Origin of the sequence: Galactobacillus timonensis (assembly GCF_900240265.1) — a bacterium.
In the GTDB taxonomy this organism is placed as follows: Bacteria; Bacillota_I; Bacilli_A; order Erysipelotrichales; family Erysipelotrichaceae; genus Bulleidia; species Bulleidia timonensis.
Genome location: NZ_LT964739.1, coordinates 147,267 through 174,134 on the forward strand (window position 1 = coordinate 147,267; position 26,868 = coordinate 174,134).

28 protein-coding genes and 2 pseudogenes are annotated in these 26,868 nt (G+C 50.2%); 8 read left to right on the forward strand and 22 right to left on the reverse strand.

Annotation, left to right across the window (positions count from 1 at the left end; all coding sequences use genetic code 11):
- The first annotated feature begins 3 nt into the window (after positions 1–3).
- The 7 genes from C1714_RS00765 to C1714_RS00795 all read left to right on the forward strand — a co-directional run bounded on the left by C1714_RS00765 (position 4) and on the right by C1714_RS00795 (position 6,881).
- Positions 4–780 (forward strand): enoyl-CoA hydratase-related protein, encoded by a 777-nt coding sequence (locus tag C1714_RS00765; protein ID WP_102341398.1) that lies wholly within the window; start codon positions 4–6, stop codon positions 778–780.
- 17 nt (positions 781–797) lie between these two features.
- Positions 798–1,691 carry a 3-hydroxyacyl-CoA dehydrogenase family protein gene (locus tag C1714_RS00770; protein WP_102341399.1) on the forward strand — a complete coding sequence of 298 codons (894 nt, stop codon included), beginning with the start codon at positions 798–800 and terminating at the stop codon, positions 1,689–1,691.
- A gap of 84 nt (positions 1,692–1,775) precedes the next feature.
- The gene (locus C1714_RS00775) at positions 1,776–2,930 is read left to right on the forward strand and encodes an acyl-CoA dehydrogenase (protein WP_102341400.1); all 1,155 of its coding nucleotides are present in this window, start codon (positions 1,776–1,778) and stop codon (positions 2,928–2,930) included.
- Between the two features lie 13 nt (positions 2,931–2,943).
- The gene (locus C1714_RS00780; RefSeq protein ID WP_102341401.1) at positions 2,944–3,732 is read left to right on the forward strand and encodes an electron transfer flavoprotein subunit beta/FixA family protein; all 789 of its coding nucleotides are present in this window, start codon (positions 2,944–2,946) and stop codon (positions 3,730–3,732) included.
- A 34-nt stretch (positions 3,733–3,766) separates the two neighbouring features.
- Positions 3,767–4,828, forward strand: coding sequence for an electron transfer flavoprotein subunit alpha/FixB family protein (locus tag C1714_RS00785; RefSeq protein WP_102341402.1), 1,062 nt, complete (start codon positions 3,767–3,769; stop codon positions 4,826–4,828).
- A gap of 17 nt (positions 4,829–4,845) precedes the next feature.
- Complete coding sequence (buk, locus tag C1714_RS00790) at positions 4,846–5,964, forward strand: butyrate kinase (protein ID WP_102341403.1); 1,119 nt, start codon at positions 4,846–4,848, stop codon at positions 5,962–5,964.
- Positions 5,961–6,881 carry a phosphate acyltransferase gene (locus C1714_RS00795; protein ID WP_102341404.1) on the forward strand — a complete coding sequence of 307 codons (921 nt, stop codon included), beginning with the start codon at positions 5,961–5,963 and terminating at the stop codon, positions 6,879–6,881. The genes buk and C1714_RS00795 overlap by 4 nt, the downstream gene beginning before the upstream one ends.
- Before the next feature lie 157 nt (positions 6,882–7,038).
- Here C1714_RS00795 and tnpA read toward each other — a convergent pair whose 3' ends face one another.
- Positions 7,039–7,554 (reverse strand): IS200/IS605 family transposase, encoded by a 516-nt coding sequence (gene tnpA, locus C1714_RS00800; protein WP_102341405.1) that lies wholly within the window; start codon positions 7,552–7,554, stop codon positions 7,039–7,041.
- A 198-nt stretch (positions 7,555–7,752) separates the two neighbouring features.
- On the reverse strand, positions 7,753–8,109 hold the full coding sequence (locus C1714_RS00805) for a class Ib ribonucleoside-diphosphate reductase assembly flavoprotein NrdI (RefSeq protein ID WP_102341406.1): 357 nt from the start codon (positions 8,107–8,109) through the stop codon (positions 7,753–7,755).
- Between the two features lie 162 nt (positions 8,110–8,271).
- Between C1714_RS00805 and C1714_RS00810 the strand changes: the two genes are divergently transcribed.
- Positions 8,272–8,799: an ECF transporter S component gene (locus C1714_RS00810; protein ID WP_102341407.1), complete on the forward strand. Its 528-nt coding sequence runs from the start codon at positions 8,272–8,274 to the stop codon at positions 8,797–8,799.
- An 89-nt stretch (positions 8,800–8,888) separates the two neighbouring features.
- Here C1714_RS00810 and C1714_RS00815 read toward each other — a convergent pair whose 3' ends face one another.
- The 20 genes and pseudogenes from C1714_RS00815 to C1714_RS00900 all read right to left on the reverse strand — a co-directional run bounded on the left by C1714_RS00815 (position 8,889) and on the right by C1714_RS00900 (position 26,821).
- Positions 8,889–9,368: a group II intron maturase-specific domain-containing protein gene (locus C1714_RS00815; RefSeq protein ID WP_342587472.1), complete on the reverse strand. Its 480-nt coding sequence runs from the start codon at positions 9,366–9,368 to the stop codon at positions 8,889–8,891.
- Positions 9,369–9,383: 15 nt separating this feature from the next.
- Positions 9,384–9,614, reverse strand: a pseudogene (locus C1714_RS14620) (reverse transcriptase domain-containing protein); the annotation flags it as partial.
- Positions 9,615–9,935: 321 nt separating this feature from the next.
- Entirely contained in the window at positions 9,936–10,694 is a 759-nt protein-coding gene (locus tag C1714_RS00820; protein WP_210115218.1) for a reverse transcriptase domain-containing protein, read from the reverse strand.
- Between the two features lie 526 nt (positions 10,695–11,220).
- Positions 11,221–12,651 (reverse strand): DUF6591 domain-containing protein, encoded by a 1,431-nt coding sequence (locus tag C1714_RS00825; RefSeq protein WP_102341409.1) that lies wholly within the window; start codon positions 12,649–12,651, stop codon positions 11,221–11,223.
- Positions 12,648–13,076 (reverse strand): MerR family transcriptional regulator, encoded by a 429-nt coding sequence (locus C1714_RS00830; protein ID WP_102341410.1) that lies wholly within the window; start codon positions 13,074–13,076, stop codon positions 12,648–12,650. The genes C1714_RS00825 and C1714_RS00830 overlap by 4 nt, the downstream gene beginning before the upstream one ends.
- 137 nt (positions 13,077–13,213) lie before the next feature.
- A pseudogene (locus tag C1714_RS00835) lies at positions 13,214–13,543 on the reverse strand (ATP-binding cassette domain-containing protein); the annotation flags it as partial.
- 73 nt (positions 13,544–13,616) lie between these two features.
- Positions 13,617–14,678 carry a bifunctional transcriptional activator/DNA repair enzyme AdaA gene (locus C1714_RS00840; RefSeq protein WP_102341411.1) on the reverse strand — a complete coding sequence of 354 codons (1,062 nt, stop codon included), beginning with the start codon at positions 14,676–14,678 and terminating at the stop codon, positions 13,617–13,619.
- 261 nt (positions 14,679–14,939) lie between these two features.
- Positions 14,940–15,533 carry a hypothetical protein gene (locus tag C1714_RS00845; RefSeq protein WP_102341412.1) on the reverse strand — a complete coding sequence of 198 codons (594 nt, stop codon included), beginning with the start codon at positions 15,531–15,533 and terminating at the stop codon, positions 14,940–14,942.
- Positions 15,534–15,910: 377 nt separating this feature from the next.
- A complete protein-coding gene (locus C1714_RS00850) occupies positions 15,911–17,194 on the reverse strand; it encodes a helix-turn-helix domain-containing protein (RefSeq protein WP_102341413.1) in 1,284 nt (427 codons plus the stop codon).
- A 201-nt stretch (positions 17,195–17,395) separates the two neighbouring features.
- Positions 17,396–19,243, reverse strand: coding sequence for a GHKL domain-containing protein (locus C1714_RS00855; protein WP_135567855.1), 1,848 nt, complete (start codon positions 19,241–19,243; stop codon positions 17,396–17,398).
- 254 nt (positions 19,244–19,497) lie between these two features.
- Positions 19,498–21,525 carry a clostripain-related cysteine peptidase gene (locus C1714_RS00860; protein WP_102341415.1) on the reverse strand — a complete coding sequence of 676 codons (2,028 nt, stop codon included), beginning with the start codon at positions 21,523–21,525 and terminating at the stop codon, positions 19,498–19,500.
- Between the two features lie 5 nt (positions 21,526–21,530).
- The gene (locus C1714_RS00865) at positions 21,531–21,821 is read right to left on the reverse strand and encodes a hypothetical protein (RefSeq protein WP_102341416.1); all 291 of its coding nucleotides are present in this window, start codon (positions 21,819–21,821) and stop codon (positions 21,531–21,533) included.
- Between the two features lie 45 nt (positions 21,822–21,866).
- Positions 21,867–22,616, reverse strand: a complete 750-nt coding sequence (locus C1714_RS00870) for a LytR/AlgR family response regulator transcription factor (protein ID WP_102341417.1) — start codon at positions 22,614–22,616, stop codon at positions 21,867–21,869.
- Positions 22,617–22,733: 117 nt separating this feature from the next.
- On the reverse strand, positions 22,734–23,003 hold the full coding sequence (locus C1714_RS00875; RefSeq protein ID WP_102341418.1) for a hypothetical protein: 270 nt from the start codon (positions 23,001–23,003) through the stop codon (positions 22,734–22,736).
- Positions 23,004–23,109: 106 nt separating this feature from the next.
- The gene (locus tag C1714_RS00880) at positions 23,110–23,808 is read right to left on the reverse strand and encodes a TIGR00266 family protein (RefSeq protein WP_102341419.1); all 699 of its coding nucleotides are present in this window, start codon (positions 23,806–23,808) and stop codon (positions 23,110–23,112) included.
- Between the two features lie 57 nt (positions 23,809–23,865).
- Positions 23,866–24,252, reverse strand: coding sequence for a hypothetical protein (locus tag C1714_RS00885; protein WP_102341420.1), 387 nt, complete (start codon positions 24,250–24,252; stop codon positions 23,866–23,868).
- Positions 24,253–25,062: 810 nt separating this feature from the next.
- Positions 25,063–25,374, reverse strand: a complete 312-nt coding sequence (locus tag C1714_RS00890; RefSeq protein ID WP_102341421.1) for a type II toxin-antitoxin system RelE/ParE family toxin — start codon at positions 25,372–25,374, stop codon at positions 25,063–25,065.
- Positions 25,364–25,624, reverse strand: coding sequence for a type II toxin-antitoxin system Phd/YefM family antitoxin (locus tag C1714_RS00895; protein ID WP_102341422.1), 261 nt, complete (start codon positions 25,622–25,624; stop codon positions 25,364–25,366). Before C1714_RS00895 ends, C1714_RS00890 begins: the two co-directional genes overlap by 11 nt.
- A gap of 158 nt (positions 25,625–25,782) precedes the next feature.
- A complete protein-coding gene (locus C1714_RS14350; protein WP_245304970.1) occupies positions 25,783–25,902 on the reverse strand; it encodes a (4Fe-4S)-binding protein in 120 nt (39 codons plus the stop codon).
- Positions 25,903–26,065: 163 nt separating this feature from the next.
- Positions 26,066–26,821 carry a YhfC family intramembrane metalloprotease gene (locus tag C1714_RS00900; protein WP_102341423.1) on the reverse strand — a complete coding sequence of 252 codons (756 nt, stop codon included), beginning with the start codon at positions 26,819–26,821 and terminating at the stop codon, positions 26,066–26,068.
- Positions 26,822–26,868 lie beyond the last annotated feature (47 nt).

The following is a 26,868-nucleotide window of genomic DNA, read 5'->3' on the forward strand; positions in this document are numbered from 1 at the left end:
GAAATGTCATTCGTCACATATCAGGCAGACGGTGCGATCGGAACGATTCTTCTGAACCGTCCCGAGGCACTCAACGCCCTGAATTCCAAGGTACTTGATGAACTCAATGCAGTACTCGACCAGGTGGATCAGAATGTGATCCGCTGCCTCATCCTCAGCGGAAGCGGCGAGAAGGCATTCGCTGCCGGCGCCGATATCGGTGAGATGTATCACCTGAATGAAGAAGAAGGAAAAGCCTTCTCGAAGAAAGGCAATGATCTCTTCCGCCGCATCGAGACATTCCCTCTTCCTGTCATCGCCGCTGTCAACGGCTATGCGCTGGGCGGAGGATGTGAGCTGGCCATGGCCTGCGACATTCGGATCGCTTCCGAAAATGCTGTCTTCGGTCAGCCGGAGACAGGCCTGGGAATTACACCCGGCTTTGGCGGAACCCAGCGTCTGGCGCGCCTGATTCCGGCCGGCTATGCCAAGCAGATGATCTACACCGCCCGCAATATCAAGGCGGAAGAAGCGCTGCGGATCGGTCTTGTAAACAAAGTCGTACCCATCAGTGATCTGATGAACGAGGCAAACAAGATAGCTTCCCAGATTGCTGCCAACGCACCGATCGCCGTCAGAAATGCAAAGGCCGATATCAATGAAGGCCTGGAGCTTGCAATGGATCTGGCCATGACCGTTGAAGAGAAGCGCTTCGGTGCCTGCTTCAACACCAATGATCAGAAGGAAGGCATGGGCGCATTCCTTGAGAAGCGTAAGGAAAAGACATTCAAGAATAACTGAAAAGAGGAAAAGAAAAGATGAAAGTAGCAGTTGTCGGAGCCGGAACGATGGGCCGTGGCATTGCCCAGGCATTCGCTCAGTGCAAGGATGTTGAAAAGGTTTATCTCTGTGATGTGGAAATTGAATATGCCGAAGCCGGTCTGCACCGGATCGTCAGCTCCCTGTCAAACCGTGTTGCCAAGGGCAAGATGAAGCAGGAAGAAGCCGGCAGTATTCTCTCGAAGATCCAGACAGGCAAAGATGAAATTGCCGAAGATCCGGACCTTGTCATCGAAGCCGTTCTTGAAGACATGGATCTGAAGAAGAAGCTGTTCAAGCACATGCAGAACGAAGTTGTCAAGAATCCGGACTGCATCTACGCAACCAACACTTCTTCCCTCTCCATTACGGAAATCGGCGCCGGTCTCAAGAAGCCGGTCGTCGGCATGCATTTCTTCAACCCGGCACCTGTCATGAAGCTGGTCGAAGTCATCGCCGGCCTCAACACTCCGGAAGAGAGCGTTGAAAAAATCATCGAAATTGCCAAGATGCTCGGCAAGACACCGGTACAGGTTGAGGAAAGTGCCGGCTTCGTCGTCAACCGGATCCTGATTCCGATGATCAACGAAGGCATTCAGGTTTATTCCGAAGGCATCGCTGACATCAACGGCATCGATACAGCCATGAAGCTCGGGTGCAACCATCCGATGGGACCACTGGAGCTGGCCGACTATATCGGTCTCGATATTGTGCTCGCCATCATGAACGTGCTGTATACGGAAACCGGAGATTCGAAGTACCGTCCGGCTCAGCTGCTGAAGAAGATGGTCCGTGCAAATCATCTTGGTGTCAAGACAGGCATCGGCTTCTACAACTATGCCGATGGCAAGAAAGTACCCGTCGACGCAAAGAAGACGGAAGAAAACGCATAATCCAATTCTCAAGCATGAAAGCGCCGGAATGATTTCCTACACCGGCGCTTTCGACTGAATAAAAATATAACGGAGGTCATTGCAATGGATTTTCAGCTGGATCAGAAACATGAAATGGCGCGCAGACTGTTTCAGGAGTTTGCCGAAAATGAAGTAAAACCGAACGCAATCGAAGTCGATGAAGATGAACGCTTCCCGCGCGAAAACATCGAAAAGATGGCAAAGTACGGATTCCTCGGCATCCCGTTTGACCGCAAATACGGCGGCCAGGGATGCGATCCCCTCACCTATGTGATGTGCGTCGAAGAGCTTGCCAAGGTATGCGGCACAACCGCTGTTGCCCTGTCGGCTCATACGTCGCTGTGCGCAGACCCGATTGCCCAGTTCGGCACCGAGGAGCAGAAACAGAAGTATCTCATCCCTCTTGCCAAAGGTGAGAAGCTCGGCGCCTTCGGTCTGACGGAGCCGGGTGCCGGAACGGATGCACAGGGTGTTCAGACGCGTGCCGTCCTCGATGGTGACAGCTGGGTGCTGAACGGCTCCAAGTGCTTCATCACCAACGGCAAGGAAGCAGACATCTACATCATCATCGCCTACACCGATGTCGTGGCGGATGCCAAGGGAAGAAAGAAGAAGCTGTTCTCTGCCTTCATCGTTGAAAAGGGAACACCAGGCTTCACCTTCGGCACCAAGGAGAAGAAGATGGGTATCCGCGGTTCTGCAACCTATGAGCTGATTTTCCAGAACTGCCGCATTCCGAAGGAGAATCTGCTCGGTGTACAGGGCAAGGGTTTCCCGCTGGCCATGCATACGCTGGATGGTGGCCGCATCGGTATCGCTGCCCAGGCACTGGGTCTTGCGGAAGGCGCCTTCGATCGTACCCTTGCCTATGTCAAGACAAGAAAGCAGTTCGGAAGACCCCTTTCCATGTTCCAGAATACGCAGTTTGTTCTGGCAGATCTTGCGACGGAGATCGAAGCTTCCAAGCTGCTGGTGTATCGCGCCGCTGAAGCCAAGGCGACCAAGGACCGCTTCTCGGAAGAAGCTGCCATGGCCAAGCTTTCCGCAGCCCGTACCGCAATGGATGTAACAACCCGCTGCGTACAGCTGATGGGCGGCTACGGATATATCCGTGACTATGAAGTGGAACGGATGATGCGTGATGCCAAGATTACCGAGATCTATGAAGGTACATCGGAAGTTCAGGAAATGGTTATTTCCGGAGCACTTCTGAAGTGAGGAGGACAGAACAATGAAGATCGTAGTTTGCGTAAAGCAGGTTCCGGATACGATGGGCGGCGTCAAGTTCAAGCCGGACGGAACCCTGGATCGGCAGGCAATGCTGTCGATCATGAACCCGGATGATAAGTCTGCCCTCGAGGCGGCGCTTCGAATCAAGGACAAGGATCCGGACAATGTTACGGTCACGGCATTGACCATGGGTCTTCCGAAGGCAGAGGCTGTTCTGCGGGAAGCGATGGCAATGGGCGCCGATGCAGGTTTGCTGATTACGGACCGTGTGCTTGGCGGTGCAGATACATGGGCAACATCATCGACAATCGCCGGCGCTCTGAAGAAGATGGAGTATGATCTTGTCATTACAGGCCGTCAGGCAATTGACGGCGATACGGCACAGGTTGGTCCGGAAATTGCGGAGCACCTTGGTCTGCCGTGCATCTCCTATGCTTCGGAAATCAGTGTTGAAGGAAACACGGTAACGGCAAAGCGTCAGTTCGATGACCGCTATCATATCGAGCGTGCTCAGCTTCCTGCGCTGGTTACAGTGCTTGGTGAAACCGTGACGCCGCGGTATATGACGCCGGGCGGAATCTTCAAGGCATTCGATACGCAGGTGACGGTATGGGGCCGCAAGGATCTTGATGTGGATGATTCCAACATCGGTCTCAAGGGTTCGCCGACCATGATCACCAAGGCAAGCGACAAGGTTGCCAAGGGCAAGGGTGTCAAGCTGACACCGGAAACGGCAGAAGAGGCAGCCGACGATATTGCGTCACTGCTTCTGGAGAAGCACATTCTGTAATACTGATGCACAAAGAGAAAGGCTGGAGATAATCATGGATTTATCAGAATATAAAGGCGTATTCATCTACGCACAGGAAACAGATGGAAAAATCTCTCCGATTGCGCTGGAACTGCTTGGCAAGGCAAGAGAACTTGCGGATCAACTGGAAGACAAAAGGGTTACGGCAGTGCTGCTGGGATCCAATGTTGCAGGGCTGACGAAAGAACTGGCAGAGTATGGTGCGGACCGCGTCATCGTCGTCGATGATCCGGCTCTGACGGAATATACGAATGAGCCGTATGCGCATGCTCTGACATCGGTCATTGAGACCTATAAGCCGGAGATCTTCCTCATCGGCGCAACGGCGATCGGAAGAGATCTTGGTCCCCGTGTTGCGGCCCGTGTCCATACGGGTCTGACGGCTGACTGCACGGCTCTGGATATCGGCGATTATCCGCTGACTCCGCTGCCTGGACATGAAGCGGAACAGAAACACGGTCAGCTGCTGATGACGCGTCCTGCCTTCGGCGGCAACACTATCGCTACCATCGCGTGCCCGAACTTCCGTCCGCAGATGGCAACGGTCCGTCCGGGTGTCATGAAGAAACTGGCACCGAAGGAAGGTGCACAGGCGGAAATTGTCAACTACAATCCGGGCTTTGAGAAGAACCACTGCTGGGTTGAGATTCTGAAGGTCGTCAAGGAAGTATCCAAGGCGGCAGACATTCAGGATGCTAAGATTCTTGTATCGGGCGGCCGCGGCGTCGGCTCCAAAGAGAACTTCAAGATTCTCGAAGATCTGGCGGATGCGCTTCATGGTACGGTTGCCTGCTCGCGTGCTGCCGTTGATGCGGGCTGGATGCCGAAGGAACTTCAGGTCGGCCAGACGGGCAAGACGGTTCGTCCGAAGGTGTACTTTGCGATCGGCATTTCCGGTGCCATCCAGCATGTGGCCGGCATGGAAGAGTCGGATCTGATCATCGCCATCAACAACGATCCGAATGCGCCGATCTTTGATGTGGCGGACTACGGCATCGTCGGTGACCTGAATCACGTTGTTCCGCTGCTGACGAAGAAGATCAAAGAGACACTGGCAGAGAAAGCTGCCGCTTAAAGGAGAACAGAAGACGTATGAGTGAGAAGGTCTATCGTATATTCGTAATCAATCCGGGATCGACTTCCACGAAGCTGTCGCTGTTTGAGAACGAAAAGAATGTATTTGAGTGCAATGTGTTCCATGATTCGACGGTTCTGCGGTCGCTGGGCGATATCAACAATCAGCTCAGCTACCGTATGGAGGTCATCGAGCAGTTTCTCAAGGAACATAACATCGATCTGACGGGTCTCGATGCCGTCGTCGGTAGAGGCGGCCCCTGCTATCCGCTGGAAAGCGGCACCTATGAAATCAACCAGCAGATGATTGATGATACGCGCAATCACGTGGCAGGCCTCTACCATGCATCGATGCTTGGCGTACAGATGGCCAACGAGATTCACAAGAAGTACGGTGCCCGCATGTTCACGGTGGATCCGACGGTCGTCGATGAGTATTGCGATCTGGCGCGGATCACGGGGGTCAAGGATGTCTATCGCCGGCCGGCTTCCCATGTACTGAACACCAAGGAAGCAGGAAGACGCTATGCAGCTTCGATCGGGAAGAAGTATGAGGATCTGAATCTGATCATCTGCCATATCGATGGCGGTATCACGATCTCTGCCCATGCGCATGGCAAAATGATCGACGGCAATAACGGCGGCGGCGGTGAAGGTCCGTTCACTCCGACACGGATGGGTTCGATGCCGATCACACTGATGCTGTCGGATATGCCGGATGTGACCCGCGATCAGCTGAAGGTGCTGTGCAGTGCGGGCGGCGGCTTCTCGAGCTGGTTCAACACTTCGGATTCGGACAAGATCCATGCCAAGGTTGATGCCGGAGATCCTAAGACTACCCGGATCTGGAAGGCAATGGTGTATCAGATCTGCAAGTGGATCGGTGCAATGGCAACCGTTCTTAAGGGACATGTGGATGGCATTGTGCTGACGGGCGGTCTGATGCGCTTCAATGACATTACGGAACAGATCAAGGATTCCTGCAGCTGGATTGCGCCGATTGCGGTGTATCCGGGTGAATTTGAGCAGGAGGCTCTGGCCTACAACGCTCTGAAGGTGCTGCGTGGGGAACTGGTTCCGAAGCACTATACGGGCAAGCCGGTCTGGACCGGTTTCCATGACGAGGAAACAAAATGAGCCGCAGCTTTGAAGAACTGATGAACCGCCTTTCTTCCTGTGAGAAGAAGGTGCTGTCCGTTGCCTGTGCGCAGGATGAGCCTGTGCTTGAGGCGGTGAAGGAAGCGCATGAAAGAGGCATCGTCGATGCCATTCTTGTGGGCAGGGAAGACGAGATCAAAACCATCGGAACCAGAATCGGAATGAACCTTGCCGATTACCGGATCATCGATGTGCAGGACCCGGCAGAAGCTGCCCATACAGCTGTTTCTCTTGTGCATGACGGCAAGGCTGACATGTACATGAAAGGCATTCTTCCGACGAAGGTTTTTCTGAAGAGTGTTCTCGACAAGGAAGTCGGTCTTCGCAAAAACAAGGTACTGTCGCATGTGGCGGTGTTCGAGATTCCGGGCATTGACCATCTGCTGTTTCTGTCCGATGTGGCATTCATTCCCTATCCGTCTCTGGAAGACAAGAAGGAAATGATCCGCTATTGTGTCGAGATCGCCAATGCCTGCGGCGTAGATATGCCGAAGGTTGCGCCGCTGGCCGCGGTGGAAGTGGTCAATCCGAAGATGCCGGTGACGGTTGAGGCTCAGCAGCTTCATGAAGCAAATGTCGCGGGTGAAATTACGGGCTGCGTCGTGGATGGTCCCCTTTCGCTTGACATTGCCCTCTATGAGCAGGCGGCCATCGAAAAAGGTGCACAGGACAGGCCCTGTGCAGGCAAAAGCGATATTCTGATCTTCCCGGATATTCATGCCGGAAACATCACCTACAAGGCGATCCAGCATATGGTTCCGGGTGTCAAGGCCGGCTGTATCCTGACAGGTACAGCGGCGCCGGTCATTCTGACGTCGCGTTCCGATACCAAGGAAGTCAAGGTCAACTCGATCTGCCTTGCGGCGATTCTCTCCGAGCATCAGAAGAACCGTTAACGAAAATCAAGACCGCCCGTATAACGGGCGGTTTGTCCTAAGCCTATAAGGCTTTATTACTAGCCAGCGTCTTAAGGCGCTGGCTTTCGCATCTTCAATGTTCAAGCCACGATTGCAGTTTAACTCTCTCGCATGCCCGTTAAACGGGCTCTTTTACTCATGGCTTCGCTGTTGTCTTCCGATTCGGATTCGGCTTTCTGTTTTCTTTATCCTCTCCGAACGGATCTTCATATTCCTTTACGCTTAACTTATCTTTTGCGATATCTGCACTTTCCTGTTCACGGATATATTTGCGTATTGTGGATTCATTGATCCCCACTGTGCTCACATAGTATCCTTCTGCCCAAAAATGTCTGTTCCCATATTTGTATTTCAGGTTTGCATGCTTATCAAAAATTTCAAGCGAGGACTTTCCTTTGATGTATCCCATGATCTGTGATACCGAGTACTTTGGAGGGATGCTCAAAAGAAGATGTACGTGGTCGGGCATCAGATGCCCTTCCAGAATCTCCACTCCTTTGTATTTACACAGCCGTTTTATGATATCCCGGATATCTGAGCGCAGTTGATTGTAAATTACTTTTCTTCTATACTTCGGAGTGAACACGACATGATATACGCAGTAATATTTCGTGTGAGCTAATGAATCATATTTGTTAGCCGTATTTGGCACCTCATTCTTTCTAGAATCGTGACTTGGACAATCACCATTCTAGATAGATGGGGTGCTTCTTTCTATAAGAAGCACCGGCCCTCCTCCCGCATAGCGGGAGGTTTTATGTTTCGCACCTCTTCGGTGCTCAACAGCGCTCCTACGCACAAAAAGACCTGCTGCCGGTCAGTATGACCGGTAACAGGCCTTTTTGTTTTGTCAGTCAGCGAGTGCCTTCTTGACTGCGGCAACGGTATCATCATCACCATCCTTGTTGAAGGTGATATCCACCGGAATGCCGTAGCTGTCGCTCAGAACCTTGGCCGCGCCGACGAAGGTATCCGGATGACGCTCCTTATTGCCGGAGACAGCAGCCGCCTTGATATACGGCTTGTTCTTCTCGACAAATGAAGCGACAACCCCCGGCAGTACGCCCGCCCCGTCAGTGTAGGTAATCAGGAATACAGGCTCCGCTACGGTCTCATCTCCTGTTGTGATCTTCAATACGTTATCCGTTCCAAGACGGCTTACAAGCTTCTCAACATTCCCTGTCCGGGATGCATATACAAGTTTCATTTCATGCGCTTCCTTTCTTTAATTGCATAATAATAAGAATCTGAGTGCCAATATAGCATGATTCTTTCTGATTATTGCACAATATGCCACCATGAATTGTGAAAATATATACGAGAGTATTTGGCTTCGCATTGTCCTCTCTCTGTGATAAAAAAGAAAAGTATGAACTTTAAAATTCAGACGTTGACATTATCGGCAATGTTTCTTGCGCTTGGCCAGGTTCTTCCCTTCCTTGTACTGCAGATTCCGACCATCGGTGCGACACTTCTGCCGATGCACTGGCCGATCTTTCTGGCGGCATATACCTGCGGGCCAGAAGCTGCTGCCCTGATCGGTTTCCTGTGTCCGCTGCTGCGCAGTGTCCTCTTCGGCATGCCTGCAATGTATCCAAATGCGATTTCGATGGCTTTCGAGCTTGCCGCATACGGTGCCGTTACGGGACTGCTCTACAGCCGGGCGAAAAAGAAAGATCTCAAGGCAATCTATGTTTCCCTTCTCTGCGGCATGCTGGCGGGGCGGATTGTATGGGGAATTGCTGAGACACTGCTGCTCAGCACAGGAGAGAATCACTTTACCTTTCAGGCGTTTCTTTCCGGGGGATTCATCAACGCTCTGCCCGGTATCATTCTGCAGCTGATTCTTCTTCCATTGCTGGTGAATCGTCTGCGAAAAGCCGGCCATTTTCACTAATGCTGGCAGTAATCGAGTAGGAGGCGGTGATTAACCGCCGTCCTCTCACACCACCGTACGTGCCGTTCGGCATACGGCGGTTTCAGTACTTAGAACACAAGTTGCAGTTGAACTGCAGAATATTTAGGATGAACAGACTCGAAGTATCTGGATGCAGATGGGCATCCCCATTCTTCGAGTTTTCTATTTGACAGCGCGCGCTTGACAGTCGTTAACTGCACTGCCCTGCATGTACCTTTTCGGGTGTTTGCCGCCATGAATGCGTACTGCTTCGGAATGCCAAGTTCTATGAGCTTCCTGTATTTCGTTCTCGGCTTCTTCCAATGCTTCCATATAATCATTCTCATCCTTGTGCGAAGCCACTGGTCCATTTCTTTCAGCCAGCTTCCCAGCTCCGCCACGCCGTAGTAGTTGATCCATCCGGTGATGCTCCGCTTAATCTCCCGACAAATATCGGAAAACTTTCCCGGACGTTTCTTGTTCGTCATGATTTTGAGCTTCTCTTTGCATTTCTTCTTGGATTTCATGTGCGCATAGATGTGATAATGCCCATCCGCTCTTCTACCCATTCCGAACCCCAGATATTTGAACTTCCCACCGTTGGACGCCAGATTGACGATTTTACTCTTCTCCCTGTTTACCTTCAGCTTCAGCTTCCCTTCCAGCATCGTGATACTGCCTTCCAGTATTCTCTCTGCGGCCCTTCTGCTCTTGGCCAGTAGAACAATGTCATCCGCATACCTGATTTCCGGTACTCCTCTGCGTGCATACTCCTGATCAAATTCGTTCAGGTATATGTTTGCCAGCAGCGGACTGAGATTCCCGCCTTATGTAGAGCGAGATATTATGCGGAGTTAATTCTATGACATGATCAATTGATGCATGATATGAATTAAACTACTCCGCATAATGTCATTTAGAACTAATGGGGAAATCCGGATGATCCTGATTTTGCGAACAATCCACAAATGTGTTTTCTGCTGCCACTTCTGGTGCTAGGAATGTAATCGCTTCAGCTTCTGACCGGTAATCTGCTACTGCACATTTCAATGTTGAGCAGATAAAATCGATCAACGGATATGCATTATGCAGAGAGATTAATTTGAAAAACCTCTTAAAATGGACAAATCCGTTAATTAACTCAGCATAACGCCATACTCCACATAAGGCGGGTTATGCGGAGCTCGGCATAACCCGCCCTGAGGACTACCCTGGTCTGTTTCGACGACTACTCCGTTTTCCATCACTCCGGCTTTCAGAAACTGCTTAATCAGCTTCATTACCGCTTCGTCCCTAATTGTCTTTCTCAGTTCCCTGATCAGACGATCATGGTTCAGGGTATCGAAATACTTGGACAAATCCAGAACAACTGCCCAGCAATACCCTTCCTCCGCATATTCTTTTACCTTCATAATGGCCTGCTGTCCACTTCTTCCCGGTCGATAGCCAAAGCTGTTTTCCGCGAATTGTGGCTCATAAAGAGGCGCCAGCACCTGAGCTATGGCCTGCTGTACAACACGATCCTTAACCGTTGGAATCCCCAGTTTTCTCACTCCTCCATCCGGTTTCGGTATTTCCCTGCGTCTTACGGCTGTAGGGTGATAGTAGCCACCCATCATCTGTGCCTGAACCTCGGCGAAATGTGTCTCCAGCCATTCCATTGCCTCCGGGATTTTCATCCCATCGACTCCGGCTGCTCCTCCGTTCCTCCTCACACGCTTCATGGCTTCCTTCATGTTCGGGATTGAACTGATCTCTTCCATGAGGTGCTCGGCCCTGCAACTGCGCTCCCTTTCCTCGTCTTCCGAATGGCAGATGCTCGACGCTTCCGCATGCTTTTCGCATTCCGTGCTATTCCTCTGTGGACAGCCCATATTCTGGTTTTCTGTTTTCATAGCATCTCCTTTCTTTCAATCGGTTACTCAGGATTCATACTGATTCGGCCCTTCACCGCAACTCCCTTTCGGGTTTTCCGGCTACTACGGCCTCGGCTGACTTCCGCAGAATCAGCACCGCCTTCAATGTATAGCGATGGTTCCCGTTCCCTTCGGTACTTCTGCGGATCTCCCCGGGTAAGTACGACAACTTTCGTTCCATCTACCTGCGCCATTTATACCCATGCAATCCGTGCAGTATTGGATTTCTGCCTATATTGCGGCTTCATCCTTGCATGACTACCTCATATGGCGTTCCTGTTCGTCAGGCCAGAACTTTGCCCACGCAGTTAGTATGTTCCTGCGCATCCGGCTTCTTTCAGATTCCACCTTGCGATGGACACCCTTGCCTTCGGCTAACGATTCCTACTGCCAAGTTCGTAGTGGTCTTTCACCACCTAGTTATCGCCCATGCCGGGCACACGAACAAAAGGCCATGCAGGCACAGAAGTTATCTGTGTCCCCATGGCCTTGTTTGTTAATGATGTCAGTTAATCTCGGTTGCCAGCTGTGCCAGCGAATTATTGATGTGCGCCATCGTCTGAATGTAATAGTCATCTTCCTCCGGCGTCAGTTCGCTTTCATCCACCGCATCCAGCTTGTTCATCGCATCTGCGTACTTGCTCATGAACTCGGCATACCTTACCGCCATCGTCAGGTCAGATTTGTCATAGCTGCGCATGAAGTCACAGTATGAATCGAAGAACGCCGCATAGCTGTCCATCGCCTCCTTGAACTCCGGGCGGATGCCGGAGGCTGCTGTTGCCGTGGCTTCCGGTGTCGGCGTCGCTTCCACCGTCGGGGCGGGCGTTGATGTTGGAGTGGGGGCAGCTTCTTCCGTCGCTTCGACAGCAGGTGTTTCTTCTGCCTGCACGTCGATTTCCATCACATTTCCCATTTTCCGTCGTATGTAGACTCTAACGCCATCGGTTAAAGATCCGCTGAAGTAATCGTCATCGTTTCTGTAATCCTGATCAAAGCCGGCATCCTTTACCGCTGCCGCATAGGCCTTGAAGGCATCTTCGTCCATATCTGGAACAGTCATGATCAGACGGTCGGATGTATCGATCTGGATATTACCGCGGGTCACAGGAGGTTCCGGAAGCTTAGCCGCAAGATCACTGATCGGCCACGTGAACTCTTCATAGTCAGCCGGTGCCGTAAGCTCAATCTCAACGGTGGAATCGGAACTCTGCGTAACATTAAGAATGTATCCATCCTGGTCCGCCGCCGCATAGGAATCAGTATCATTTTCTGCATCGACCGTGAATCCCTTGTCTTTGCAGGCACGGACATAAGCCTGATACTGTTCACCATCGAATTTCTGAACAACGACATCCAGCTCCTCATCGTCACTGGTAATTACATACCCATACTTCGAATCCGGCTGCGGAAGACGGGCGGAAAGCTCCGTATCGGGCCAGACAAGCTTCTCCTGCTTTTCTGCTTTTACTGTGGTGGCATACGGAACCGCAAGAACCAGAGCCAAAACGATGAAGATCACTTCCGGAACCTTGGCAAGTGCCGGGACGCGATCCTCTCCCGAAAGCAGTCCCAGCACCAGCAGCACGATCTGGGCAATCGCGATCACAAGTGCCAGCGTCTTTCCGGTGAATAATGCGGCGGCGCCGCCGATGATGGCAAGAATCATGAGGAAAATGATTGCCTTGTATCCTTTGGTGTGACGGAAGGCACGGACAGCTTCCTTCTTCTTCTCTTCCAGGCTGTCCTGGTACTGCTGCTGTTTGAGGCTGGCTTCCTGAAGCTTCGCCTCATCTTTCACGGTAACGATTGTTTCCTTCTTTTCGTCGTCGACCGCGACATTCTTGCCGCAGTACGGACATGTCGCAATCTTCTTTCCCTCTTCGACCTGCAGCTCTGCGCCGCAGTACGGGCATTCCATCTTGATAAGCTTCATAAATTTTCCCCCTCTTTCTTCTGAATGAGCTGATCCAGTTTCATTACCTGCGTGTCGATTCTGTTTCTGGAACGGATGAGACGGTTTCTGGCGCCCCGAAGGACAGCTGCCGCATCCGCCTGCTCTTCATTGATCAGTGTCCTGATTTCCTTCAGCGTCAGACCCGCCTCCTGATAGGTGAGTATCAGTTTCAGCCGTTCAAGGGAACTGTCGGTATACATCTTTTCCTGCTGTTTTCCCTTACGTGCCGCCGGCTTCAGCAGATCGATTTTGTCGTAGAAATACAGTCTCTTTCTCGTGATGCCGAAAGCGGCGCATACTTCATGAACACTCATCATCTGTTCGCATTCTCTGCTATTGACCTTACCCCCGTTCCCTTGGGGAACTGTCAAGCCGTGTTCGTCGCAATCTGTCATGGATTTCATGTGTTTTTCCCTCCATAACAGGACCTGTTTATTTCGCGAACCCTAAAAGCCATGCAGGAAAATGCGGCGCACAAAAGAAAACCCCTGCACCAGCCGGGCTGGTTCAGAGGTCACAAACACAATGGAAATCAGATTAATCAGGAAAGCTCAACGGCACCGGTATAAAGCCCGTAGTACATGCCTTTTTTGGCCATGAGCTTCTCATGGCTGCCACGCTCGATGATTCTTCCATGATCAAGAACCATGATGACATCGGCATTGCCAACCGTAGACAGGCGGTGGGCAATGACGAATACCGCTCTGCCCTTCATCAGATTGTCCATACCGTCCTGAACAATCTTTTCGGTACGCGTATCAATCGATGAAGTTGCTTCATCAAGGATCATGACGGGCGGATCGCTGATCGCAGCTCTGGCAATGGAAAGCAGCTGACGCTGTCCCTGCGACAGACCGCTGCCGTCGCCTGAGGAGTGCCGAAGCGGATATTGTCCATCACGGTGCCGGTGAAGAGGTTGGCCTCCTTAGCGACAAAAGGAGAATTTACTTCACTCCTTTGGAATACTCTTGTTCCATCTGCAGCAGATATTTCTTGGCTTCGATGCCCGCCGCATATCCGCTCAGGCTTCCATCTGCACCGATCACGCGGTGACATGGAATCAGAATCAGAATCGGATTGCAGTGATTCGCCATTCCGACAGCGCGCGAAGCCTTCTTGTTTCCTGTCACTTCTGCCAGCTCGCCATAGGTTCGCGTCACACCATAGGGAATATCGCAAAGATGTTCCCATACATTTTTCTGAAACCCGGTTCCTTCCGGGCGAACCGGCAGATCAAAGCTGCGCCGTTTCCCTGAAAAATACTCGTTCAGCTGCGCCTCGGTGTCCATCACGAGACTGCCCGAAGTATGATCCGCAAGAATCCGGTCCGCCGGGATCTGATCAGCTTCCGCCCCGGCCTCCCTGCGTTCACGGGATGCCTGCTCCACACAGAGGACAGCATCCTTTGAAGCAATGATCCGCAGTGGGCCGATCGGAGTATCCAGGACGCTGCGACTGATGTTATGTGCAAAAATCTGCCGGTATCTTGCCGGGGTCATTCCTATCAGTCTGCGGAAATGATCATAGAATTCTGACAGATTCTCATATCCCGCCATGCCGGCCGCATCCACAATCTCACTGCCGTCCTCCAGCATCTTCCGTGCCGCGCCGATTCTTACCTGAATCAGATATTCCGACGGCGTAATGTCATACTGCTGCTTGAAAACCTGCGTCAGATGCTTGCGGCTCACGCCCGTTTCCTTCATGTCTCTTTCAAGCGTCGCACGGTCATTGTAATGCCTCTCCAGCAGTTCTTTCGTTCGCTGTGAAAGTTCCAGGGCCGGATCATACTGCAGAAGATCGGGACGGCAGCGTTTGCATGGCCGAAACCCGGCCTTTTCTGCTTCTTCCCTGGTTCTGAAAAAGACAACATGATCTCTTTGGGGGAGTTTTGATTTACAGGATGGCCGGCAGTAAATGCCGGTCGTCTTCACACCGTAGAAAAACTGCCCGTCACAGGACGCATCACAGTTTCTTACCGCTCTCCACATTTCTTCATCATTCATAGTCGTGCTCCTCTGCCCAGCTCTGCTCTTTCAGAGGCAACTCTACCATATGACTCATATTGTATTCTTCCAGAAAAGGCGGATTCAATTTTCAAACGCAGGACGCAAAAAAAATCCAAAGAAACAAGCAAAAAACCGGCCCCACATTTCTGCAGGAAACCGGCGTACAGATAGCTGTCTGCTAACGTATATGCCTACCCCTCTTCCGTGGTATTCTGGCATCCGGGTGCGGCCCGCTGAATCTGATAAATATACAGTAATTTACTGTGCTGCAACGGCGATGGCTGCTCCGAGATAGGTCACCGCTTCATCGCCAGTCAACGGCTGCCCGGCATAAATGTTGCCATTGATGTCATAAACGTAGCAGGTTCCATCTTCCGGCTCAGCCAGGCCAATCACAATCGGGTCACCCGTATAGACATCTGCACCGCTGAATACCGTAAGAGAAACGGTCGAGCCGTCTTCAGCTTCCACATCTTCTCTTTCAGTTCCATCCGCCGTCACCTGAATCGTCCACAGGCCACTGTTGTTTGCATCAACCAGCGTTGCGTAGGTATTTCCGGACGGAGCAGTATATGTCGCAAGCACAAGCTCATCACCGTCAGCATTCTGCGCATATACGGCGGCGGTGACCATGTCACCCGTCACATCATTGAGCGAGAATCCTTCCGAGTCTGCAGATTCTTCCGATTCCGCTGTTTCCTCTGAAGCATAGGCATCCTCTGTCTCAGCCGGTTCAGAATATGTCGCAGTGTCATCTTCCACTGCGCCATCGGAAGCGCTTCCGCAGCCCGCCGCCATCGTAGCTGCCATCGCAGCAGCCATCATAATACCCATCAGTTTCTTGTACGTCATTCCTTCTCTCCTTTTTCTTTTGGTTCCATATCTGCCAGTCCATTCGAGCGCAGTTCTATCTGCAGATTACGAACAGACAGCAGCGGAGCCGTTTTTTATACTACCGTTGCCTTAGAGTGCAAAATAGTGCGAAAAAATGGCTGAAGTGAAAAGTTAAATTCCACTTCAGAAGATCGGTGGAAATTAATCTTACAGAAGCGATGAACAGAGGAAAATTTGGCTCTGCGTCATCGCTTTTTGCTTGTATTTCCACTTTTTTGACCCCAAAATATAAGTGTAAAGAGATCTAAAGAGACGCATTGAAAACCAGTGAACTTTTAGCAGTTCATTGTCGTGAAAGAGTAATATCCACTGGCGGATCGACGGCTTTCGCTAAATTATCGTATCTTTAGAACGTATGGCTTCAGAATCACTTCGTCTGGATTTGAAATGTTTTGAAGCCCAAATTCATAGAATTTCTTTGCCGTTGCCGGGCTAAGAAATTCAAGGAGCTGAAAGGATGATTTTCCATTCAGCTTTTCTTTTAGGTAAGAATCGATATTTGATGAAATGATATTGCATGCATACTGATCGATAACACCAATCGCTTTCAGATCGCATTCCTTGGGACAGATTTCCCGAAGAAGCAGGTGCACGTTCTCGAGAGAGCCTTTCTGCCATGAAGCCATCGGGTCGCAGAAGAACATCCTTGTCCTTCGAGTTCCGTCGGATCTGATTTCAGCCTGGTTGGCGCATGTAAATTCTGTGCCTCGGTCTGTCTTAAGAACTTCAACTTCCTTGTTGAACAAATCATGTCCAAGGATTTCATCAAGAAGATTAATACCTGCAAGCATATTGAGCGATGTTTTCGTTTCGTGATACAGGCAGAGCAGCAGATCGTAACGGAGAAACTTGAAGGTTTGAATGAATGGACCATTGGTTGGATCGTTATATACGGTATCCATCTGTACAACCCGGGCATAAGGATTTGCGTACATGTATTCGTCGTATTCCTTACTGGTCCGGCCTTTCGTATAGGAAAGATCTTTGCGAGGCTTAAACTGCCGCTTTTTGGAGGGGACTCTTCTCACCTGCTTTTTCAGATCAAGACAGTTGATGGGAATACCGGCTTCTGTAAACACACCGGTTTCGATATATGTATAAATAGTTTTTTCGCTCAGGCCGATCTCCGGATGGGCTTCCAGGATAGCGTAAACGGATTGTCCTTTATCAAGCAGGGGCTTGATCAGCTCACCGAGTTCCCGTATCGTGCTTGCCGTGGCGTTAACACCAGCCCGCGATTCCACGAGGGTATCACGGTAAGCAGAGTGCGCATGATCGGCATAATATCTGAACTTATCAAATCGACAGCTGCTGTATTTCGAGCACCCGTTGCAGGCCCCGGGGGAACGATCTCTTCTGGTACAGGTGAATTGAACATAGCCCTGGCATTGAATTGTGCAGATCCTGTTGAACCTGCAATGTGCATAGGAGGCACATTCAAGAGGAAGCCTGCACTTGTATGTAAGCTCCCTGTGCAGCTTAATCTCTTTGCCGATTGTAGACTTATCCTTGCCGAGAAGATCAGCCATGGTTTTCTTACTGGATCCATTTTCGATGCCTTTTTGAATGATCTGACGATCGCCAAAAGTAAGATGCGATTGTTTATTGGCGGCTTCCATATAGGAACCTCCTTTCGTGAAGAAGCCGTCGACCCTACGAATATGATACAGGGAGAATGAAGGATTTAATTCAACTGGAAGTTACTGAAAGACATACTTCTACTTAGCACTCCCTGAAGTGGAATTTAACTTTTCACTTCAGAGTGCGAAAAAATGACGTATTTTGGAAAGAATGGTACTTGACAGCCGGAGAAAGGACCACTAAGAAAAATTACCCTGCGGTTCACGTTCGTTATATTCTCCAGGAAACAGTTCCATGTAGACATCCGAAATAAACACACCGTTTTCACCGTGAAATTCAGCATCTCCGCCATGCATTTCTGCAATATTGGAAATGCTGGTAAGACCGATTCCGACCTCCTGCCTTTTGCTGGAAATATAAAATTTTCCCCACTTTCTGATCTTTCCATCCATGCTGTTCTCCATATGGATGATCAGATTTCCCCTGTGTTCCACAGCCGAAAGACGGATAAACTTTCCCCGCTCTGTGCCTTTTTCTACAGTGTCCGCAGTGTCGTTTCCTCCGCAGTCCAGTCTTGCCAGTGCTTCACAGGCATTCTCCAGAAGATTTCCGAATACTACGCATAGACTCTGCTCCATATCCATCGAAAGCATCTCTGGCAGCTGTATGTCAATATCCGTTTCTACGCCCTTTTTCTTTGCCAGAGAAGCATAGTAGGCAATGACCGCATTAACCGCAACATTCTGCGTATAGCGAATATCGCTGTTTTTTGGAATAGCCTTCATCATCTCAGAAAGATATGCGGACAACTCCTGTGTCTCTCCGTTTCTTACAAATTCCTGCAGAACCATGATCTGGTGACGGTAATCATGACGCAGCCGACGAAGCTGCCTTTCATGGTCGAGCACCGTATCCTGATACTTCTTCTGCTCCAGGATTTCCTGATTCATCAGCATAAGCTGACGCTCCTGCTCCTGTGCCTTGCGTCTGTACTCATATGACCTGCGGATCTGCAGCGCACCGACGATGCACATATAGAGGCAGAAAATGCCCGTGCCCAGAAGAAAATAAAACGAGCTGTCATACTCCAGGCTTCCGTTGTAATTGAGCAGTTCTGCTATAGTCCCCCAGCTCAGGATCAGCATACCCGGAATCATCTGTCCGGCAGGCCTGCTGCGGTACCGGAACGCTTCCCATATAACACCGCCTGTAAAGACCAGGACAGAAGCGGGAACAAGGAACTGATATATGCGGGCACTCTGCGAAAACATGACCGTCCCGCTCAGCTGCAATATCACGGTCAGCGGCACCATGACGCAGAGCGCATAATGCAGCGACTGCAATAACTTCCGGAAATGGAAATGCACATATTCCTCAAGAAACATCTCCAGCGGAACCAGGAGGCTGAAAAAACAGACATAGCTGACGATGTACCAAAGATTGGGATCATTCAGAAAGAAAAGCGCAAGATCGCAGTTGGATATGCCCCACAATCCGGTGACGGCCGTGAAAATGCCGATACAGAGCAGAATGACGCCCTCGTGGATCATCTGGATCACAAAAACCGATATGACTGCCAGAAGAATGCCCCCGATCAGCAGGACAAGGCTTTCTCCCATGACATATCCAAGCTTATGCCCATCGTACCGCAACAGGCCCGCCTGATTGGAGATCAGCGGGGCCGCAACGGTCAAGGAGCTCCGGGTCGTCGGCGAAGTGTAATGCAGCGTAATCTCCACCTCACCCTGCTCCATGATCTGAACAAACTGGATCATCGTGCCCGGATCCTTCATGAACGAAGGACGTGTATTCTGTGCGCCGAACGCATAGACCTCCACGCCGTTTTCATAGACAGTAACGGGGGCGAAAGCTGTGCGGATCTGCATCCATGTATCATTGGACGTATTGTTCAAAATAAATGTGACATCCACCGGCGTCCCTTGGGCAAGATGTTCCAGCTTCGTTGAAAGACTGTATGTCTTCGTCTCTCCGTTCACCGTGATTTCGGCAGATTCAATTTTTGTTACGGGGATGGCCTGTCCCGCCAGTTTTCCATAACTATGATAAGCCAGTGTGCGAAAGATCATGAAAATTGTACAAAGAATAAAAAGTCCGATGCAGATGGAATGGAAAATGATCCCGTATCTGCCGGAAATATGAAAAGGATTATGAGAACTCTTCACGTCTGTTTTGCCTTCTTGATATCTAATATGCTTTCATGCCATTGAGCGGCAAATACCAGTATACGACCGCTGCTGCTTTTCATCCCGCAGGGAAGCTCATGGATTTTCCTTACCATGTCCAGAAATATATATTGTCTCTGACAGAAAATGCAGCTTGATTATTCCGCAATTTGATAAACAGTATCGCCTTCCACCTGCATGATGACCGGTTCCGTGTCATATTCCACGCCGAAAATATCTGTAATTTCAAACATATACATATAGTATCCGTCCCCCATATCTTCATCTTCCATGATGATATCGTCGGACCATTCTACGGCGTCAGTGTAATACCAGTTTTCTTCCTCCGAATCCGCCTGAAAAGCCGGCAAAAGGAATACGATCTCATCGCCCTCCTGCAAAGGAGTAATACCGCGGCTCGTCATGCTTCCGATCCCGTCACTGCTTTCAACGCCATCATAGGTACCAAGCACCCGGTAGGTCTCTGTGGAATAGTCGTAAATAGCCCGGATGTTCGTCTCTTTCCCGTTGACCTCCGCCGGAATAGAATACCGATTGTAACTTTCTGTTTCCTCGATCAGCTCTGCATTTACATACTCGCCGCCGATCGTCATCCACTGACCGAAGAAATTATCTTTGAACCTGCCGTTTTCCCAGTCGCTGTCGATATTATTATCTTCGCCGAGGTAAACAAATTCCGAAGCAGATCCATCTTCAGATCCGTCGGTCATGTACCAGAGGAGGAAATGAACGGATTTCACAGCCTCCAGTCCGGAGGTAATTGACAAGTGCAGATAGCCATCATCACCACTCGTCTGCTCATATTGCACATCGAAATTGCTTCCGGACACCGGCTGCATATCGGTCAAGAGCTCCTGCACATCCTCCTCGGATGAACTCCACCATACGGACGAATCGTAGTCTGCCCATTCCTGGTCCCAGTCCACATCTCCATAGGTATCCGTAACCGCTGCAATGTACTGCAGATAAGGCGTGTTGTCCGAATTCTGGATGTAGACTGACAGCTCGTCCTCTGTCACTTCGATCGGATAAAACACCGAGATGCCATGTGAATTCTCTCTGCTGTCTCCATGTACGCTGTATACGACCGCTTCATCGATCGCCCTCAGAAGGCCGCTACCATCCGTCTGCACATAATCCTGCGTGTTGCTGACCAGATCAGCGACATCGACCATGTTGCAGTAGCCCTCGGCATCTGTATTGCCGCCATAGGATTCCGTCTGATCAGCAGCTGATGCCACGCTGTTCAAGGCTTCCACATCGTCGGCCGCCATCGCCATGCCGCTGGTATATTCATCAAAGGTGCGGTCCAGCATATCGACAGCCGACAGATCGATTACGGACAGCGTTGCCTCGTCCGCGCAGTCCAGGCGGAGACATTTATCCAAAAAGGCATCGCAGATGACCTTTCCCAGCGCATCGCCCTGCATGGAAGGGTCCTCCCCGATGGCGTTCAGCATCGACTCGTAGTCCCATCCCTGGCCCGGCTCCGTCTCTTCGGATGCTACCATATAATACCCGAAGCCGCTGATCGCTTTGGCTGTTTCGAAACTTGCCATCAGGCAGGCATCAAAACCGATGAAATCCAGCGTGACACCAGTATCGTTCAGAGCCGATCCCAGTTCCGGAAGCGTCAGGTTGTCACCGTCATAGAGTTCGTCATAGCATACGCCGTCCGCATTGCCGCCGCCATGATCCCACAGGATTAAACCGTAATGTTCCGAGGGATAAGTTTCTATGCCCCACTGTATAAAACCAGTCAGCGTAGACGGATCTCCCATCGAAGCCAGTTCCACGGTCTCCGCTTCCTCCAGACTGCCATCCATCACCTGGTAGCGGCCGAGTACATCTGTCTCGATACCGTCCCAGTACCATGTGGAGGTTCCACCTGTTTCCACCAGAACGTTGACATCTTCCGGAAGCACGGCACTGCACATTTCCTCCAGATTCAGCGAGGCAAGGCCGCCGCTGCTCTCCAGATCAGACCCACACAGGTAGACCATAATCGTCCAACCGGACTCGCTGCTTCCGACACCTGGCCCGGCATTCGTCATCCTGTTCATTGGATCTGAAACAGCGGTCTCTGTATCTGTGCAGCCGGAGAGGATCGCTCCAACCGTGAGTAGTCCTGCCATGAGCAGTGCCGAATGTTTGGTCTTCATCATTGCTTTTATTCTCCACCGTCCGGATTCTGTTCTTCCAGATTCTTACGCACCATTTCCTGAAAGTCCTTGTCAAAGTCTGCAGACGCTGCCCTGCCCAGCTTTCTCATGAGAAACAGAAGCAGTACGTTTAAAACCAGCAGGAAAATTCCAGGCGCCGGTGCGCCCGTAAAGGTGGCGGCTGCACCAATCATCAGGAAGATGATAACCACGGTGTACAACACGCAGCGCAGAAAAATCAGAGAATCCTCCCAGAGGATAACCAGCTCCTTCCATATCGTCGCAAGAAATTTGTTCATCCATACCTCCATGTATCATCCAGGCAGAAATCCCTGCTTCCGGTTTTATTCGTTATGATCGTCCTGTGCCTGTTTTTTCCAGCCTCCCGCAATCGAATACAGATACTGCTCATACGCACGCTTTGCGGCATAAAATCCCTGCCGATGAATATGAACATTCTGCCCATCCTCCATGACAAAGGTCAGCAGTTCTTTGTCGATGCGGCAGATATTGGACAGGTTCACCAGATAACTTTTGTGGCACCGGTAAAAATACTTTTCCGGAAAATCCACCTGTACTTCATCCAGTTTGCCCCGCACCACCAGCTCCTGTCCGTTTTCCACATGGATGATCAGATTTTTTCCTCTCTGCTCCACGCACTGAATGCGATCAAAGGGAACTCTCACTCGTCCCGCGGCTGTCTCACATTCATAATGAGGCTCGGATTCCTTTCTGCTGATCACCAGCTGAATGAGATCCCGGATCTCTTCTTCATCCACCGGCTTTTCCAGGTAGCGGGCCGCATGCAGACGGTACGATTCGAGCGCATAGTCCTGACTCGTTGTAGCAATGGCGGCAACGACATGCACATCCGAGTGCCGGATCTGCTCCAGCGCTTCAATGCCCGTCATGCCGCCCATATAGATGTCAAAAATGATCAGATCATACTTTCCAGGATAAAAAGCAGCAAGAAGATCCTCTGCACTCTCAAATGCTTCCACGGACAACTCGGCATACGAGTCCGATACCAGCCTGAGCAGCCTTACGCGCTCGTCTTTGTTGTCTTCACAAATACCGATCTGAAGTTTTTCCAAAGTCAGTGTCCCTCCTTTTCCGTTTCAGGGAAATATCTGATCCTGCAAGCAGAAAGCGGCGACGCATCCCGGAAAGGATCGGTCGCCGCTGCCCGCAACATTCTGAGAATCAGAAAATTACATAAATGCCGCAATGAGTCCGCCTACCACAGCAAAGGTAAGGATAAGGAATATAATGCCGCCGATGAACGAAATGCGGCCGAAAATCTTTCCTGCAGTGCAGACACCTTCGGTGTTTCCATCTCTTGCCGCGGCCTTTGCAAGCTCCACGGCAACAATGCCAAGTATAATCGATAGAACAGACGAATAACCGTAAAACCAGCAGATAACGCCGATAATGCCAAGTACAAGACTTACGACGGCTTTCCCGTGCGAAGGCTGTTTCATATCATAATCCCCTTTCCAGCAGCACTCCTGTGCCGCATACTAAGTGCCAGATGAATGGCGGAAAACAGATCTTAGCCCGGCATCTGGCTGCCGAATTGTTCCAGGATTAATTGGAAGACTTATCCGGGAGGAACGGCTTAACGGCATCCGCCAGAGCATTGATGTTCCGCGTCTGGATCAAAATTTTGCCTGATCCGGTAAATCTGTTGACAAGGCCCTCGCCGGTTGTAAAGCCGAAAGATCCGGATGCCACTTCAATGCTGTAAGAGAGCGACGCATCCCAGGCAACAACATGCTCGTTATCGATAGTAACGGGCTTTGCCGGCGTGCACTCTACCTCAACGAGGTCACCGTACGCAGCAATCAGCATATCGCCCTGTCCCTCCGTCTCCATGACGAACAGACCGCCGGAGCCGCCGAAGAAAGCCTGACCTAGATCCTGCTTCTGCATCTTGTAGTTTACCGAATCATCGCAGGCAAAGAATGCACCGTCATTCAGACGGTACTGGCGAGCGCCAACCTCCAGTTTAGCGATTGTTCCCGGCACCGTGGGTGCGATGGCAACCACACCATCAGCAGCTGTTCCTGTTACCTGCGTGATGAAGATGCTCTCATCGCTGACAAGGCTCTTCGCCATCGCACTGAGGAATCCACCGAATCCCTTCTTATTGCTGTTGAGTTTTCCCTCCAGGTTCACATCCTGCATATACACCATGGCACCGTTTTCGATCTTGGCTGTTTCCCCGTTGCCAAGATGAATCTTTGCCAGCTGAAAGCCTGCACCACCCACAAGTTCAAAATTCATTTCAATATTCTCCTCTACTATGATTTTGTTTAATAGCTGTTATAGTCTGCCCGCTGATTACAGATTCAGCGCATTCAGTTCATCGACCGTCAAATCCACCAGTTTCTCAGCCTTCTTGGCATTTCCGCCGGCTGCGCTGCGCAGATTTGTAAGTCCCCCGGTCAGGTCACTCAAAATGCCATTGACAGCCATGTTTCCGACACCAGCCGCATCATTCTTCGAAATCTGGAACTTAGCTGTCGCCGTCTTTTTGAAACCCAGGACCGGTACGATCCAGACCTGGTTATGACGATCCAGCGGCGGGAACGTGATGATGGTCGCAAGACCGTGCTTTGTCAGCGCCGGTGCACCAGCGGAAAAGCTGTGACCATTGATCGCATCATAAAATTCCTCAATCGTATACTCTTTCTTCGTGTTGATGTTTTTGACTTTTACTCCAAACATAACCTCCTCCTTCTGACAAAAAATATTGCAGCGCTTCTGTGCCGGCACAGTGGCTGCGACAGATTTCCTGAAGCTGGAATCATCATAAAATCCCAGTCATTCTGAAAAAAGGACGGGAAAAGTGCGAAAGAAGGAAAAATCGGTACTTGACAAAATCTGACGCAATGTACTCAAGGCCCTGTTTCTCATTCGAATACAAGTCACTGTCCGCACATATAGCCGCTGGGGAAGCCGCTTACTCCCCCAGAGGGGCATGTTGGATAGTTACTGCCGCAAGCGCACAACAGCAGCTCTTGCCTATGTGAGCTTAACAGTTTCTTTCATGAATCCGTTCGTTACTGAAAGGAAGCGGCGATGATAGATATTTTCGAACGGTCCCTGCCGGCTGGTGCTGCACTATCATTAACGCATTGGGTATTTCAGATGACATACGTTTTCCCGAGATGCTGCAGGAAGCACCCTGCGCGTATGCGTGCATACCTCTCAAAATGATTTTTCGTGTCCTGCCTATGATTCGAATCCGTTTCAAACCGGCGCAAGAAAAAAACAGTGACCGCACAAGCCACTGCTTCATATTGTTTTATAGAGATACTTTTTTCTTCATCGTGAGTGCCACCGTGAGAGCTATTGTCACTCACGCTTATCCTCCAGCCTTCCCGCAGTGGCGGTGAAACCTTACCGTAAATCCGTAATCATCTCCACGATATTCCACTTTACAGCCGACTTAATCACAGACATCCTGAATCCGCTTTAATCCGGTTGCAAAGCTCTCCATATCTTTTAGTAATATGTTGCCGCAGCTTGTTCTCATTACAGCTTTGTGCGGTAATTTTCCAGTATATGGAAAAATCCTACAAGATATACGGTTTCCCCATCCACTCTGTAAATGAACAAATAATGATGTTTCTCCAATGCCAGTTTCCGGTATCTCTTTGATCGCAGATAGGGATCATTGCAGAAGGCAAAGGACTCTGCCATTTTCTCCAGCTTACTATATGTGTGTTCGATATCATCCAGAACAGCTCCCGCTGCGGAAGGGCTTCTCACAGTATTGACAATATAGCTGATGCATTGATCGATCTGGTGCTCTGTATGTTCCGGAATCGCGAGCTTATAAGCCATAATTCTTTCTCACATCAGCCAATGCCTCTCTGGCCTCTCTGGTTTTTCCGCCCCTGATCTCGTTTTCGGAAATCTCCAGTTCACGGTAAAGCTGCTCCTTCTGATATATTTCCTCATAGGCCTCCATGCTCATCAGTACCATATCGCCATATCCATTCTTCGTCACAAAAATAGGTTCAGAACTCTTATGGCACATTTCAGAAACTTTTGCTGTATCTTTTAAATCCTTGATGGGAATGATTTGTGGCATATTATCACCTCACTTTACTGTCGATCATGACATATTTATACCATAATTATATGTATTCCGCGATGCCATCTACACTTCCAAAACTGACTTCAAATCGACGCAAAGTAAAAGGCAGCGGCCGCAAAAGCCACTGCCTCATATTTCACAGCAACACTATTTTATTCGAGCTCGATTGTTCCAGGCGCATGCTGGCAGATGGAAGGATTCCAGAAAATTGATATTTCCTCATTCTCATATGTCTTGAATCCCTGAGCTTCAAGGTCTGTTCTTCTGGACATGGCTCAACCTCCTTATGCTTTACTTTTCCCAGGAAAAATCTACCAGGCTGATAGCCATTTCCTTCGTTCATGTTCCTTTCGCTGTTTCCCGCCCGCTCATATTTTTCTTTTTCTATGATTGTGGCCGGCACATCCGCTTCGCGGTGGAAGCATTATATCCTGATCACCTGGTATTGTTCCTGTACAGTACGATTCTTCCAAGCACAAGGCAGATCACCGCGATTACAAAGGAACATCCTTCTACTACAGCCAGAGATGTTATGGCTCTGTACTGATACATGGCTGCCGGTGCATCCACCAGGGCATGAAGAAGAATCGCGACCGGATAGAGCCAAATCTGTTTCCGGTTTCTTGCCGCCGTATATACGAGCATAGAAAGACCAATGTGTATCATCATGGCAGAAATGCGTTCAAACATGGCAATTCCTGCTGTAGCAAACGTAATGCTTTGTGCGTTAGCCAGTATTTGTGCTGTTGCCTCTGCAGTGCCGATTTTCACTCCGCCAGCTGCCAGAAGCATGGTCAGATAAGATACTCCCAATATCAGGATTACTTCCATTCCGCCGTGCCCGATTCCATATGCAACTGCGCAGGAATTTTTGTTATTTTTGCGCAGAAGCACTTTGAATCCAAACAAACGACCGGTTTCTTCAAAAATGCCAGCCGCAAATGCCGCATACAAAGTATACAGAACCGGCGAAGCCAGTATTTTGGATGAAACAGCATTCCGGCTTCCCAGACATACCTGATGCATAAGATTTTCCAGCACCATGGCAAACAGGACAAAACAGAGAGCTCCAGCCGCAAAGGACCAGATGGATTCTCCTGTACGCCGCTTCCACCAGATCATCATCCCGACCGGAAATGCGATAGCGAAGACAAAGGTAATAATCAGAACAGCATTTCTGTCCATTATCATGATGCTCTCCCTTTACTCTTTATTGTTTCTATATCATATCATCCCAA